Origin of the sequence: Streptococcus oralis (assembly GCF_023110055.1) — a bacterium.
GTDB classification, from domain to species: Bacteria; Bacillota; Bacilli; order Lactobacillales; family Streptococcaceae; genus Streptococcus; species Streptococcus oralis_BY.
This window is the reverse complement of sequence record NZ_JALDVG010000001.1, coordinates 976,191-990,380: the sequence shown is the minus strand read 5'-3', so window position 1 is coordinate 990,380 and position 14,190 is coordinate 976,191. Positions and strand designations below refer to the sequence as shown.

16 protein-coding genes are annotated in these 14,190 nt (G+C 42.0%); 12 read left to right on the top strand and 4 right to left on the bottom strand.

The genetic code is table 11. The features are described from left to right. The first annotated feature begins 90 nt into the window (after nucleotides 1-90). The 12 genes from rplA (at nucleotide 91) to M1G01_RS04720 (ending at nucleotide 9,334) form a co-directional block, all read left to right on the top strand. Nucleotides 91-780: a 50S ribosomal protein L1 gene (gene rplA, locus M1G01_RS04775; protein WP_001085675.1), complete on the top strand. Its 690-nt coding sequence runs from the start codon at nucleotides 91-93 to the stop codon at nucleotides 778-780. Between the two features lie 179 nt (nucleotides 781-959). Then, a complete protein-coding gene (locus M1G01_RS04770; RefSeq protein WP_001049316.1) occupies nucleotides 960-1,472 on the top strand; it encodes an adenine phosphoribosyltransferase in 513 nt (170 codons plus the stop codon). A 181-nt stretch (nucleotides 1,473-1,653) separates the two neighbouring features. Beyond that, entirely contained in the window at nucleotides 1,654-2,598 is a 945-nt protein-coding gene (gene metA, locus M1G01_RS04765; protein WP_247931283.1) for a homoserine O-acetyltransferase MetA, read from the top strand. An 8-nt stretch (nucleotides 2,599-2,606) separates the two neighbouring features. Continuing rightward, complete coding sequence (locus M1G01_RS04760; protein ID WP_084944385.1) at nucleotides 2,607-3,284, top strand: DnaD domain-containing protein; 678 nt, start codon at nucleotides 2,607-2,609, stop codon at nucleotides 3,282-3,284. A 96-nt stretch (nucleotides 3,285-3,380) separates the two neighbouring features. Next, the gene (gene tpiA, locus M1G01_RS04755) at nucleotides 3,381-4,139 is read left to right on the top strand and encodes a triose-phosphate isomerase (RefSeq protein WP_000087899.1); all 759 of its coding nucleotides are present in this window, start codon (nucleotides 3,381-3,383) and stop codon (nucleotides 4,137-4,139) included. 188 nt (nucleotides 4,140-4,327) lie between these two features. Further along, nucleotides 4,328-4,846, top strand: a complete 519-nt coding sequence (locus M1G01_RS04750) for a Dps family protein (protein WP_084944386.1) — start codon at nucleotides 4,328-4,330, stop codon at nucleotides 4,844-4,846. A gap of 208 nt (nucleotides 4,847-5,054) precedes the next feature. Beyond that, complete coding sequence (locus tag M1G01_RS04745) at nucleotides 5,055-5,393, top strand: zinc ribbon domain-containing protein YjdM (RefSeq protein WP_001061600.1); 339 nt, start codon at nucleotides 5,055-5,057, stop codon at nucleotides 5,391-5,393. Between the two features lie 2 nt (nucleotides 5,394-5,395). Then, entirely contained in the window at nucleotides 5,396-6,019 is a 624-nt protein-coding gene (locus tag M1G01_RS04740; protein WP_000775203.1) for a Pr6Pr family membrane protein, read from the top strand. Between the two features lie 112 nt (nucleotides 6,020-6,131). Next, nucleotides 6,132-7,283, top strand: a complete 1,152-nt coding sequence (locus tag M1G01_RS04735; protein ID WP_000816260.1) for an MFS transporter — start codon at nucleotides 6,132-6,134, stop codon at nucleotides 7,281-7,283. 99 nt (nucleotides 7,284-7,382) lie between these two features. Beyond that, the gene (truA, locus tag M1G01_RS04730; RefSeq protein ID WP_084922029.1) at nucleotides 7,383-8,132 is read left to right on the top strand and encodes a tRNA pseudouridine(38-40) synthase TruA; all 750 of its coding nucleotides are present in this window, start codon (nucleotides 7,383-7,385) and stop codon (nucleotides 8,130-8,132) included. Further along, nucleotides 8,122-8,895, top strand: a complete 774-nt coding sequence (locus M1G01_RS04725) for a bifunctional hydroxymethylpyrimidine kinase/phosphomethylpyrimidine kinase (RefSeq protein ID WP_000794752.1) — start codon at nucleotides 8,122-8,124, stop codon at nucleotides 8,893-8,895. The genes truA and M1G01_RS04725 overlap by 11 nt, the downstream gene beginning before the upstream one ends. After that, nucleotides 8,873-9,334 (top strand): ECF transporter S component, encoded by a 462-nt coding sequence (locus M1G01_RS04720; RefSeq protein ID WP_000814995.1) that lies wholly within the window; start codon nucleotides 8,873-8,875, stop codon nucleotides 9,332-9,334. The genes M1G01_RS04725 and M1G01_RS04720 overlap by 23 nt, the downstream gene beginning before the upstream one ends. A 40-nt stretch (nucleotides 9,335-9,374) precedes the next feature. Here M1G01_RS04720 and M1G01_RS04715 read toward each other — a convergent pair whose 3' ends face one another. The 4 genes from M1G01_RS04715 to M1G01_RS04700 all read right to left on the bottom strand — a co-directional run bounded on the left by M1G01_RS04715 (nucleotide 9,375) and on the right by M1G01_RS04700 (nucleotide 14,126). Then, nucleotides 9,375-10,457: a M24 family metallopeptidase gene (locus tag M1G01_RS04715; RefSeq protein WP_049490287.1), complete on the bottom strand. Its 1,083-nt coding sequence runs from the start codon at nucleotides 10,455-10,457 to the stop codon at nucleotides 9,375-9,377. 127 nt (nucleotides 10,458-10,584) lie between these two features. Next, a complete protein-coding gene (gene gatD, locus M1G01_RS04710; protein ID WP_000263169.1) occupies nucleotides 10,585-11,367 on the bottom strand; it encodes a lipid II isoglutaminyl synthase subunit GatD in 783 nt (260 codons plus the stop codon). Continuing rightward, entirely contained in the window at nucleotides 11,367-12,710 is a 1,344-nt protein-coding gene (murT, locus tag M1G01_RS04705; RefSeq protein ID WP_247931282.1) for a lipid II isoglutaminyl synthase subunit MurT, read from the bottom strand. Before murT ends, gatD begins: the two co-directional genes overlap by 1 nt. Nucleotides 12,711-12,809: 99 nt before the next feature. Then, nucleotides 12,810-14,126: an FAD-containing oxidoreductase gene (locus tag M1G01_RS04700; RefSeq protein ID WP_247931281.1), complete on the bottom strand. Its 1,317-nt coding sequence runs from the start codon at nucleotides 14,124-14,126 to the stop codon at nucleotides 12,810-12,812. Nucleotides 14,127-14,190 lie beyond the last annotated feature (64 nt).

Here is a 14,190-nt window from a genome sequence, read left to right as displayed (position 1 = left end):
CACCCCCAATATAACCCGCAAGACTTCATCATTTCGAGAAGTGACGTGGGAGATGAAAATCGATTGAACCACTTACAAGGAGAATAGAAAATGGCTAAAAAAAGCAAACAACTTCGTGCTGCTCTTGAAAAGATCGACAGCACAAAAGCATACAGTGTAGAAGAAGCTGTAGCACTTGCAAAAGAAACTAACTTTGCAAAATTTGACGCAACTGTAGAAGTTGCTTACAACTTGAACATCGACGTTAAAAAGGCTGACCAACAAATCCGTGGAGCAATGGTATTGCCAAACGGTACTGGTAAAACTTCACGCGTTCTTGTTTTCGCACGTGGTGCAAAAGCTGAAGAAGCAAAAGCTGCTGGTGCAGATTTTGTTGGTGAAGATGACCTTGTTGCAAAAATCAACGACGGTTGGTTGGACTTCGACGTAGTTATCGCTACACCTGACATGATGGCTCTTGTTGGACGTCTTGGACGTGTCCTTGGACCACGTAACTTGATGCCAAACCCTAAAACTGGTACTGTAACAATGGATGTTGCTAAAGCAGTTGAAGAGTCTAAAGGTGGTAAAATCACTTACCGTGCTGACCGTGCGGGTAACGTTCAAGCAATCATCGGTAAAGTATCATTTGAAGCTGAAAAATTGGTTGAAAACTTCAAAGCTTTCAACGAAACAATCCAAAAAGCAAAACCAGCTACAGCTAAAGGAACTTACGTAACAAACTTGACTATCACAACTACTCAAGGTGTTGGTATCAAGGTTGACGTAAACTCACTTTAATCAGTAGTTTATATCAGAGAACGAGTGCGAAAGTGCTCGTTTTTTTGATGATAAGTTCACTCCAGGAAAAATAACTCCATTAATAACCTGATGGAGCAAGAGAATAGTGCTTTTCCTCTTCTTCTTTCACAGAAAATGTGGTATAATAGAGAGTAAAAAACTTTGAAAGAAAGAAAAAGATGAATTTAAAAGATTATATCGCAACGATTGAAAATTATCCTAAGGAAGGTATTACCTTCCGTGATATCAGCCCTTTGATGGCAGATGGAAATGCTTATAGCTACGCTGTTCGTGAAATTGTTCAGTATGCAACTGACAAGAAAATCGACATGATTGTGGGACCAGAGGCTCGCGGATTTATTGTTGGCTGTCCCGTTGCCTTTGAGTTGGGGATTGGCTTTGCACCTGTTCGTAAACCAGGAAAATTGCCACGTGAAGTCATTTCAGCTGACTATGAAAAAGAGTACGGTATTGATACCTTGACCATGCACGCGGATGCCATCAAACCAGGTCAACGCGTTCTCATCGTAGATGACCTCTTGGCGACAGGTGGTACTGTCAAGGCAACCATTGAAATGATTGAAAGACTTGGCGGAGTTGTAGCCGGTTGTGCGTTCTTGATTGAACTTGATGAGCTTAAAGGCCGTGAAAAAATCGGAGATTACGATTACAAGGTACTTATGCATTATTAATGAAAAACAGTCCTTGGGGCTGTTTTCTCTTCATCTGCTATATAAACAAACTATAGCTAGTTAGAGAAAAACTATAATTGAAAACTATATCTTCTTGCAGTATAATAAAAGGACTAAGTGTTTGAGATTTGACTTCAAACACATTCAATTATTTCTAAAAGAGTACAGTTAGGAGGATATTATGCCGATTCGGATTGAAAAAAAATTACCTGCTGTTGAGATTCTAAGGACAGAGAATATCTTTGTCATGGATGATCAACGGGCTGCTCACCAAGATATTCGACCTTTGAAGATTTTGATTCTAAATCTGATGCCTCAAAAGATTGTGACAGAAACACAACTCTTGCGGCATTTGGCCAATACGCCTCTTCAGTTAGATATCGATTTCTTGTATATGGAAACGCATCGTTCAAAGACGACTCGTGCCGAACATATGGAGACCTTCTATAAGACCTTCTCAGAAGTTAAGAATGACTTTTTTGATGGAATGATCATCACGGGAGCTCCAGTGGAGCACTTACCTTTTGAGGAGGTGGACTACTGGGAGGAGTTTAAACAGGTCATCGAATGGTCCAAGACGCATGTTTTTTCTACCCTGCATATCTGTTGGGGTGCCCAAGCAGGTCTTTATGCTCGCTATGGAGTTGAAAAATACCAGATGGAGCAGAAGCTGTCAGGTATTTACCCGCAGGATACCTTGAAAGAGGGCCATCTACTCTTTCGTGGGTTTGATGATAGCTATGTAGCTCCCCATTCTCGTTATACAGAAATCTATAAGGAAGAGATATTGGGAAAAACCAATCTGGAAATCCTCTCTGAGGGAGAACAAGTCGGTGTTTCTATTTTAGCTAGTCGGGATCTTCGTGAGATTTATAGTTTTGGTCATTTAGAATATGACCGTGATACTCTAGCAAAAGAGTATTTTCGTGATTGTGAGGCAGGACTTAATCCTAACATTCCGGAAAATTACTTCAAAAATGATGATGTGAATGAGACACCGTGTCTCTGTTGGTCTTCATCAGCTGCCCTCTTTTTCAGTAACTGGGTTAATTATGCTGTTTATCAGGAAACTCCTTTTGACTGGAAAAAGGTAGAGGACGATGCAGCTTCATTTGGATATTTATAAGAGGAATTATGACATATTTTGACGCTTTTAAATCAGGGAACTTGGTTTTGCCAAGTGCCCTGCTCTTGCATTTTAAGGAACTCTTTCCTTCCAGCGAAGATTTTCTCGTCTGGCAATTTTTCTATTTACAAAATACCACAGCCCTAGGAGATGTTTCGCCTAGCCAGATTGCTGAAATCATTGGGAAAGAAGTGGCAGATGTCAACCAATCTATTTCGAATTTGACTGAAAATGGGTTACTACAATATCGAACCATTGAACTAAACGGGGAAATTGAGCTGATTTTTGATGCTAGTTTGGCTTTTGAACGCTTGGATAGCTTGTTGGATAGCCAAACTCTAGCTACAACTGCTCCAAACCCGCAGAATCAGTTGAAGGATCTGGTTGAAACTTTTCAGCAGGAATTGGGACGCTTATTAACACCATTTGAAATCGAGGATCTTTCCAAGACGGTCAAAGAAGACGGAGTTAAGGCGGATTTGATTAAGGAAGCTCTCCGAGAGGCCGTCCTCAATGGGAAGCCAAACTGGAAATATATTCAGGCAATCTTACGAAACTGGCGCCACGAAGGCATTCAGTCTGTTGCCCAAGTAGAGGCCAAACGAGCAGAGCGAGAAGCGAACAATCCCAAACAAGTTCAGGCTTCGGATGATTTCCTTGATGCCATGAATTTGTGGCAAAATTAGTCGCTTGAAAAATTTTGAAAATTAGAGTAAGGTTTGCAAGCTCCTTATAAATATGATAGAATAATAGTGAATAAAATGAAAAAAGAGGTATGTGAAATGTCACGTAAACCATTTATCGCTGGTAACTGGAAAATGAACAAAAATCCAGAAGAAGCAAAAGCATTTGTTGAAGCCGTTGCATCAAAACTTCCTTCATCAGACCTTGTTGAAGCAGGTATCGCAGCTCCTGCGGTTGATTTGACAGCTGTTCTTGCTGCTGCTAAAGGATCAAACCTTAAAGTTGCTGCTCAAAACTGCTACTTTGAAAATGCAGGTGCGTTCACTGGTGAAACAAGCCCACAAGTTTTGAAAGAAATCGGTACTGACTACGTTGTTATCGGTCACTCAGAACGTCGTGACTACTTCCATGAAACTGACGAAGACATCAACAAAAAAGCAAAAGCAATCTTTGCAAACGGTATGCTTCCAATCATCTGTTGTGGTGAGTCACTTGAAACTTACGAAGCTGGTAAAGCTGCTGAATTCGTAGGTGCTCAAGTATCTGCTGCTTTGGCTGGATTGACAGCTGAACAAGTTGCTGCATCAGTTATCGCTTATGAGCCAATCTGGGCTATCGGTACTGGTAAATCAGCTTCACAAGATGATGCACAAAAAATGTGTAAAGTTGTTCGTGACGTTGTAGCTGCTGACTTTGGTCAAGAAGTTGCTGACAAAGTTCGTGTTCAATACGGTGGTTCTGTTAAACCTGAAAACGTTGCTTCATACATGGCTTGCCCAGACGTTGACGGTGCCCTTGTTGGCGGTGCGTCACTTGAAGCTGAAAGCTTTTTGGCATTGCTTGACTTTGTAAAATAATCTAAGTTATTTCAGACAGTCTTCTAAGACTGTCTTTTTTTTAAAGACTGTATATTTTTCTTAAATTATCAGTCTATTACAACTTTTTTAATATGGGTTAATTTTCTTGCTTTTGTCTACTAGGTGTAGTATACTGAGGTAGTAATCAATAAATATGGTTACAAAAATAATATTATGAGGTGAAAAAAATGGTTGAATTGAAAAAAGATGCATTAAAAGACGTAACAACATTATCTAAGACAGCGCCAGTAGCATTGGTAAAAACAAAGGAAGTATTGAACCAAGCAGTAGCGGACTTGTATGTGGCTCACATTGCCCTTCACCAAGTACACTGGTATATGCGTGGTCGTGGTTTCCTCGTATGGCATCCAAAAATGGATGAATACATGGACAGCCTTGATGGTTATCTTGACGAAATCAGCGAACGTTTAATTACCCTTGGTGGCAAACCTTACTCAACTTTGACAGAATTCCTTCAACACAGTGAAATCGAAGAAGAAGAAGGAGAATTCCGTAACGTTGAAGAAAGCTTGGAACGTGTTCTAGCTATTTATCGCTACCTCATCAGTCTTTTCCAAAAGGCTTTGGATGTGACTGACGAAGAAGGCGATGATGTTACAAACGATATCTTTGTTGGTGCTAAGGCTGAACTTGAGAAAACAGTTTGGATGCTTACAGCAGAACTTGGACAAGCTCCTGGTCTGTAAGATATAGTTGCTACCCCTTTTATCATGAGGTGCTTGATAAGTACCCATGAACAATCATCTTTTAAAAGTCATGTAACTGTAAAAAGTTGCATGATTTTTTGTTTGCTGGACTTAGGATACATTGTCAAATGTAGGATTTTACGGTATAATAGTTGCTGTTCAATAACATATGAATTTTAAAGAATAATTGTTAGTTTTAGGAGGACTTATGAACAACTTACCAAATTGCCCAAAATGCAATTCAGAATATGTCTACGAAGACGGAAGTCTCTTAGTCTGCCCAGAGTGTGCCTATGAGTGGAATCCTGCAGAAGTTGCAGAAGTAGAAGAAGGTGTTGTTGCTATCGATGCCAATGGAAATAAATTGGCTGACGGCGATACTGTAACCCTTATCAAAGACTTGAAAGTAAAAGGTGCGCCAAAGGATTTGAAACAAGGAACTCGCGTTAAAAATATCCGTATCGTAGAAGGTGACCACAACATCGACTGTAAGATTGATGGTTTTGGAGCTATGAAACTCAAGTCAGAATTTGTTAAGAAAATCTAGCCATGAAACTGAATTATAAATTTATCTTTTATAGTCGTGTCCTCTTGTTCTTAGCGGCATTTACAGGAGTTTATTTGGAGATTACCAAACACGGTGGCTTTGGTATGCTCCTTTACTATACAGTGTTGTCCAATCTTTTGGTAACGATTTTCACGGGTTATCTGCTCCGTGTGATGAGTCGTTCAGGTGAAAATTGGCAAAGTCCGACCTTGCTTCGTCTCAAGGGTGGTGTTACCATGAGTATCATGATTACCTGTGTGATTTACCATTTTATGCTTGCTCCGATTGCGACAGACTTTTACCGTGTGGAAAATTTCCTTTGCCATTATATCGTTCCACTCTGGTTTTTAGCAGACACCCTCTTCTTTGATAAACGTGGGGAATACAAGATCTGGGATCCAGTCTTATGGACCATCTTGCCCTTGGTTTATATGATTTTTGCCTTGTTTAACGGCCTGGTCTTAAAACTCAATATTCCGAATTCCAAGGACAATCCCTTCCCATATTTCTTTTTAAATGTGAACAAGGGTTGGGACGTGGTTATCAAATGGTGTTTGATCATTTTTGCAGCGTATATGGTTGCAGGCTTCATCTTCTATCTGATCAAGCAAATCAAGCGAAAATAGTCTTCCTATTAGGAAAGTTAGGACGGAGTCTCTAGTTCAATCGGGCTCCTTCTTTTCTTGCCATCTTCCTTTTAAAAGGATAAACAGTGAGAAATATACAGAAAGAAAATTCATGAAACAATATTTAGAACGGGCTAGTATTTTGGCCCTCTCCCTCGTTTTGATTACCTCCTTCTCCATCTCAAGTGCTCTGCCAGCCATGTTTGACTACTATCAAGGCTATCCCAAAGAACAAATCGAGCTCCTGGTCAGTCTTCCTTCTTTTGGAATTATGATTATGCTGGTTTTAAATGGGTTTTTGGAGCGGTTATTTCCTGAGCGTCTTCAGATTAGTCTAGGGCTTCTCATCCTCTCTATAGGAGGAACAGCCCCCTTCTGGTATCAGGAGTACAACTTTGTCTTTGCGATGCGGATTTTATTTGGCTTGGGTGTTGGGATGATCAATGCTAAGGCCATTTCCATCATCAGTGAACGCTATCATGGAAAGACACGGATCCAGATGTTGGGTCTTCGCGGATCAGCTGAAGTTGTCGGGGCATCGATTTTGACTCTAGTGGTCGGTCAACTCTTATCCTTGGGATGGACAGTGACCTTCTTGGCCTACAGTGCGGGATTTTTAGTATTGATCCTTTATCTGCTCTTTGTCCCTTATGGGAAAGAAAAGAAAGAAACAAAGAAAAAAGAGACCGAAACGACTCGTTTGACAGGACAGATGAAAGGCCTAATTTTTCTATTGGCTGTCGAAGCAGCAGTTGTTGTCTGCACCAATACAGCTATCACCATTCGTATTCCTAGTCTGATGGTGGAAAGAGGTCTAGGGGATGCCCAGTTATCGAGTTTGGTTTTAAGTATCATGCAGTTGATTGGTATCTTGGCAGGTGTGAGTTTTTCTTTCTTTATCTCTCTGTTTAAAGAAAGGTTGCTCCTTTGGTCAGGTATCACCTTTGGATTGGGGCAGATTGTGATTGCCTTGTCTCCGTCATTGGGTGTGATGGTAGTTGGAAGTGTTGTGGCAGGTTTTTCCTACAGTGTGGCCTTGACCACTGTCTTTCAGCTTCTTTCTGAAAGAATACCAGCCAAGCTCCTTAATCAGGCAACATCTTTTGCAGTGCTAGGATGTAGCTTTGGGGCCTTTACGACACCTTTTATTCTTGGTGCGATTGGCTTGGTGACTCAAAACGGTATGTTGGTCTTCACCATTTTAGGATGTTGGTTGATTGTCACTTCTATCTTTGTTATGTACGCACTTCAAAAGAGAGCTTAGGATTGGTTTCCTAAGTTTTTCTTTTTGGGAATTTTGTACCCAGACAATTATTGGTTTTTAAACTTGTTTACACTTTTATTTCCTGATAAAATAGAAGTTATGACAAGATATAAAGCAATCATTTCCTATGATGGTTATGCCTTTTCTGGTTTTCAGCGCCAGCCTCATGCGCGGAGCGTTCAAGAGGAAATCGAAAAAACCTTAATGAGACTCAATAAGGGGCAAGCCATCACTGTTCATGGTGCTGGTAGGACGGATAGTGGGGTCCATGCTCTGGGACAGGTTATTCATTTTGATCTGCCCTATCAGATGGATGTGGAAAAACTCCGTTTTGCTCTGGATACCCAGTCACCAGAAGATATCGATGTGATTTCGATTGAGATTGTGGCGGATGATTTTCATTGTCGTTATGCAAAACATAGCAAGACATATGAGTTTATCGTGGATAGGGGGCGTCCTAAAAATCCGATGCGCCGTCACTATGCTACTCACTTTCCCTATCCCCTCGATGTGGAGCGAATGCAGATAGCTGCCAAGAAATTAGAAGGAACCCATGATTTTACTGGGTTTACAGCATCTGGAACCAGTGTAGAGGACAAGGTTCGGACTATTACAGAAGCCAGCCTTAGTGTTGATGAGACAGGCCAATTTTTGACCTTTACCTTTTCAGGAAATGGTTTCTTGTATAAGCAGATTCGCAATATGGTGGGGACGCTGCTCAAAATAGGAAATAATCGAATGCCAGTTGAGCAGATTGACTTGATTTTGGAGAAGAAGGACAGAAAACTTGCAGGTCCAACGGCTGCACCGAATGGCTTGTATTTAAAGGAGATTCGTTATGAAGAATAATCGTATTTTAGCCCTTTCTGGGAATGATATTTTTAGTGGTGGTGGTTTATCAGCTGATTTGGCTACCTATACCTTAAATGGTCTGCATGGCTTTGTAGCAGTGACTTGTTTGACGGCCTTGACCGAAAAGGGCTTTGAAGTCTTTCCAACTGACGATGCCATTTTTCAACATGAATTGGATAGCTTACGTGATGTCGAGTTTGCAGGAATTAAGATTGGCCTTCTTCCTACTGTCAGTGTGGCTGAGAAGGCCTTGGACTTTATCAAGCAACGTCCAGGAGTGCCTGTGGTATTGGACCCCGTTTTGGTCTGCAAGGAAACGCACGATGTAGCTGTTAGTGAACTCTGTCAAGAGTTGATTCGCTTTTTCCCTCATGTCAGTGTGATTACGCCAAATCTTCCTGAAGCAGAATTATTGGCTGGTCAGGAAATTAAAACATTGGAAGACATGAAAGCTGTAGCGCAGAAATTGCATGATTTAGGAGCGCCAGCAGTTATTATCAAGGGAGGCAATCGCCTCAGTCAGGACAAGGCAGTGGATGTCTTTTATGATGGACAAACTTTCACTGTTCTAGAAAACCCAGTCATTCAAGGCCAAAATGCGGGTGCAGGATGTACCTTTGCCTCAAGCATCGCCAGTCACTTGGTTAAAGGGGATGAACTTTTACCAGCAGTAGAGAGCTCGAAAGCTTTCGTTTACCGTGCTATTGCACAAGCAGATCAATATGGAGTAAGACAATATGAAGCAAACCAAAACAACTAAAATCGCCCTTGTATCCCTCTTAACCGCCCTTTCTGTGGTTCTAGGTTATTACTTGAAAATTGGAACGCCAACAGGAATATTGACTCTCTTGGATGCAGGTATTTTCTTTACTGCCTTTTACTTTGGCAGTAAAGAAGGGGCCGTCGTTGGAGGACTAGCAGCTTTTCTGCTTGACCTTTTATCAGGCTTTCCACAGTGGATGTTCTTTAGCTTGGTAAACCATGGCTTGCAAGGATTTTTTGCAGGTTTTAAAGGGAAATGGCAATGGCTAGGCCTTGTCTTGGCTACTATCGTCATGGTAAGTGGCTACGCTCTGGGCTCAACTCTAATGAATGGCTGGTCAGCAGCCTTGCCAGAAATCCTTCCAAACTTCCTACAAAATACCTTGGGAATGGTTGTGGGATTTGTAGTCTTTCAGAGTGTCAAGAAGATAAAATAAAAAAGTCAGCTTCAATAGCTGACTTTTGGCTTATCTAGGTTTAATCAAAATAAAGCAAATCTTTGCTGGTGCTTGTAAAGAGGTCAAAGCCATCCTTGGTAACAACACCACAGTCTTCGATACGAACGCCGACTTTACCAGGGATATAGATACCTGGTTCAACAGAGAAGCACATGCCTTCTTCGATGACCATGTCGTTTCCTTCCATGATAGAAGGGAATTCGTGGACATCCATACCGATACCGTGACCGAGACGGTGGTTGAAGTACTCTCCGTAACCAGCTTTTTCAATGACTTCGCGAGCAGCGCGATCAACTTCATGTGCAGTCACACCTGGCTTGATAAAGTCAAGAGCAGCTTGTTGGGCTTCCAGAGTCAAGTTGTAGATATCTTTTTTGAATTGATCTGGTTTACCGACAGCGACCGTACGAGTCATATCTGATGCGTAGCCATTGACCATGACACCGAGGTCAAAGAGGAGAAGGGCGTCTTTTTCGACCTTGTTTGCACCAGGAATTCCGTGCGGATTTGCAGCGTTATCGCCAGTCAAGACCATGGTATCAAAACTCATTTCATAGCCTTCACGTTTCATGGCAAAGTCGATTTGGGCAATGATATCTGTCTCTGTCTTATCAAGAGAAATATTGTCAAAACCAACATGAACAGCCTTATCAGCATAGATACCTGCAACCATCATTTTTTGCACTTCGTCAGCTGATTTGATGAGGCGCATGCGTTGGATGCGAGGAGTGAGGTTTTCAAACTCAGCAGTTTCAAAAACTGTTTTCAAACCATGGTATTTGGTCAAGATGAGATTGTCAAACTCAACAGCGACACGTTTGAAGTCAAGCTGTGGAAGAGCGTTTTTGATTTTTTGCCATGGATTTTCAGAATCCACATAGCCCACAACTGGGAAGGAAACGGTGCTACTCGCACGTTCTACTTCAAGGGCTGGGACAAAGAGGAGAGGTTCCTGATCTGCTAGAACAAAGAGGAACATTTGGCGTTCATGGGGATCACTGTAAAAGCCAGTGAGGTAATTGATAGTGACGGGGTCAGATACGACAGCGACGTCTAGTTTTTCTGATTCAAGATATGTTACGATTTGTTGTAATTTAGACATATGCTACCTTCTTTCTACCCCTCTATTTTGGCAAAAAATGAGAGAAAATGCAAGGGAGAAGGGTAAAAGAACAGGCAAAAAGAACTCCGACAAGATAGCGGAGTTCTTTTATCTAATTTTCCTTAGTTTAAGAAAAGTCAGCCTTGCTTTTCACGTCGCTGTATTCTTCAGCGATTTCTTGACTGAGAATGTCCTCATAAGCAGGGAGTTGGATGTCCTGACCGTATTTTTTCCGGAGGGCAGTAGTAACCAGGCGATAAGCTAGATTGGCATTACGAGAGAGGATAGGTCCGTGGAAGTAGGAACCAAAGACATTCTTATAATGAACCCCTTCGCCGATTTTTTCTTCGTTATTTCCATTTCCATAGACCACCTGTCCCAGCGGTTTTTGGTCATCTGAGAGGAAGGTACGTCCCTGGTGATTTTCAAAGCCATAGTAGGTTTCATCAAAATCTTCATTGTGAATTTTGATGTCACCGATAAAGCGGTTATTGGTTTGGTTGAGGGTATAGTGGCCCATGACCCCTAGCCCTTCGATGCGTTTCCCTGAAGCCTCAACATAATATTGGCCCAATAGTTGGAAACCACCACAGATAGCTAGAACCACTCCGTCGTTTTGGATGTAGTTGTCAATGCTCTCTTTTTTAGCAGGAAGGTCGCCTGCAATGATGCTTTGTTCAAAGTCTTGGCCGCCACCGAAAAAGGCGATATCATAGTGGTTTTCATCAAAGTCATCATGGAGAGAAACGATGTCAACCGTCACATGAGCTCCCAGTTTTTCAGCCACATACTTGAGCATGAGGATGTTGCCGTTGTCTCCGTAAGTATTCATGAGGTTTCCGTAAAGGTGGGCGATGTTGAGCTGATAAGGGTAGTTGCCAGCTTTTGAGGAAAGTGAAGTATAAACCATCAGTTCATCTCCTTTCTAACAATCTGACGACTAGCCAGCAGTTCGCGGAATTCTAGCATAGCAGTATAGGTAGCCAGGATATAGGCATGCTTGCAGTCTTGGTTCTCAATGGTTTTGAGAACTTGCTCCAGATTGCTTGTCTCAGTGATTTTATCAGCTGGGTAGCCAGTCACTCGAAGACGGCGTGCAATTTCAGAATGACGAACACCACCAGCGTTGATTTCAGGAATGTCCATGTCAGTGATTTGTTCAAAGTCCGCATCCCAGATCCAGCTAGTATCAATCCCATCAGCATAGTTGGCATTAAGGAGGACAGATAGGCTAAATGGATAAGGAGCTAGTTTGATCATCTCGATAGCTTGGGTCGCACCAACAGGATTTTTAATCAAGACGAGGGTGCATTCCTTGTCACCGATATGGAAGGTTTCCTGGCGTCCAAAGACAGCACGACTCTTGTCAAATCCTTGCTTGATCCGTTGCGAATCTGCGCCGAGGAAACGGGCAATAGCAACTGCAGCAAGGGCATTGTAGATATTATAGAGTCCACCGATTTGGATGCCGTATTCTTGGCCGTCAATGACAAAACGAGAGCGATTGTTGGTCAATTCAACCAAGTCTGTCAGACGGTAGTCCAAGTCAGGACGTTTGCAACCACAATTTTCACAGATATAGGCCCCCAAGTTAGCATAGGTATTGTGCTCATATTTGAGGATACCTTGACAGTCAGGGCAGAGAATACCTTCGGTATTGTAGTGAGCCAGTTGGGCTGGCCCTTTTTCCAAGTCAAAACCAAAATACTCTACAGGATTTGGAATAGCTGGCTTGTAGAAAAGCGGACTGTCACCATTGAGGAGAACTGTAGCCGTAGGCACTTTACGGATGGCATCCAAAATCATGTTATAAGTCGTGTAAATCTCACCATAGCGGTCCATCTGGTCACGGAAAATATTAGTGATGACAAAAAGGCTAGGGTGGATGTAGTCACAGATACGAGATAGACTGGCCTCGTCAATTTCTAGGACGGCAATGTTTTTTCCAGTTTTAGACGATTTGGCAGTCAAGAAGGTCGTTGCGATCCCTGTAATCATGTTGGCACCGCTTGGGTTAGTAAGAACCTGACCATAAACTTCTTTTAAAATGCCGACAGTGAGGGCAGTTGTCAGGGTTTTCCCGTTGGTTCCAGTGACCACGACAATCTCGTAGTTCTTAGCTAAATTTTGTAAAATATCTTTATCAAATTGAAGGGCGAGTTTTCCTGGGAGCGTGCTTCCACGGCCAAGACGGCTCAAGATGAAGTGAGAAGAACGCCCAGCAAGGAGGCCCAAAGTAGTTTTTAATTTCATGTTTCTATTATATCATAAAAGAGGGAAAAGACAGTTTTGAGATTTCGCAGAAACAAAAACAGCCCAAAGAGGGCTGTTAGCTAACAAATCAGTCTCAACTTAAATCGCAAACAAGTCATTCAAGTTCTCAGCCAAGGTTGGGTGAGTGAAGATTTGTTTTGTGAAGTAAGTATAAGGGATTTTGTTGTCCATGGCAACAGTGATGATGTTGATGATTTCTTGAGAACCTTCTGAGAAGATGCTTGCTCCAAGAATTTCTTTTGTTTCAGTATTAACAACAGCTTTGAAGGCACCGCGAAGGTCTCCATTTACGTGACCACGAGGCATTGCTGCAACTGGAATTTCTTTCACAGCGTATGGAAGTTTCAAATCAGCTGCTTGGCTTTCAGTCAAACCAACTTGTGAAAGTGCAGGTGTGATGAACATGGTGTTTGGTACATTGAGACGGTCTTCAAGTGTGTAGCTGCCATCTCCAGCAAGGTAGCTGTAGACAACACGGAAGTCATCAAGTGAAATGTAAGTAAATTGAAGTCCACCGTTGACATCCCCAACTGCAAAGACGCCAGGAACGTTTGTTTGGCAGTGTTTGTCTACTTTAATAGCGCCACGTTCAGTTAGTTCAATGTCTGTATTTTTAAGTTGAAGTGGTTCGACGTTTGGTTTACGTCCAGTTGCATAGAGAAGGGCGTCGAAACGGTAAGTTTCGTTTTCAGTTACGACAAGGACTTGGTCACCGTCGTTTTTGATTTCAGTGGTACGGATGTTTTGAAGCAATTCAATACCGTCTTCTTCCATGTATTGCTTAGCAAGAGCTGCGATGGAAGGTTCTGCACGAGGTAGGAAAGTATCCAAGGCATCTAGGACTGTAACCTTGCTTCCAAGTTTGTTGTAAAGGCCTGCAAATTCAAGACCGATATTTCCGCCACCAAGGACACCAAGTTTTTCAGGCAATTTGTCCAAGTTTTGAATACCTGTTGAGTCAAAGACATTCTTACTTGTAGCAAGTCCAGGGATTGGCAAGACGTTTGAAACGGCACCAGTGTTGATAACGATAGTTTCAGCAGTCAGTTCTTGTTTTTCATCACCAGCTTGGATTTCGATGACTTTGTTTGAAAGGAAGTGAGCTTCCGCATCAAAGATATCCACACCTGTACCCGCAACAGTCGCATAGTTTTTACCGTTGAGGCGACTAGTGATAGTATTTTTGGTAGCAATAACTTCTTCAAAAGACAAATCTTTCTCAGCAGCAACTAGCAAGGTTTTAGTTGGGATACAACCGATGTTGATACAAGTTCCGCCGTACATAGCCTTGCTACGTTCAACGAGGGCAACTTTTTTGCCAGCTGAGGCTAATTTACCAGCTAGTGTTTTCCCAGCTTTACCAAATCCGATAACGATTAAATCATAAGTTAACATTTATCTTCCTCCTATTCGCATTTCATTCTAGCACAAGAAAAAAACTTTTGCACAATTCTGCTAC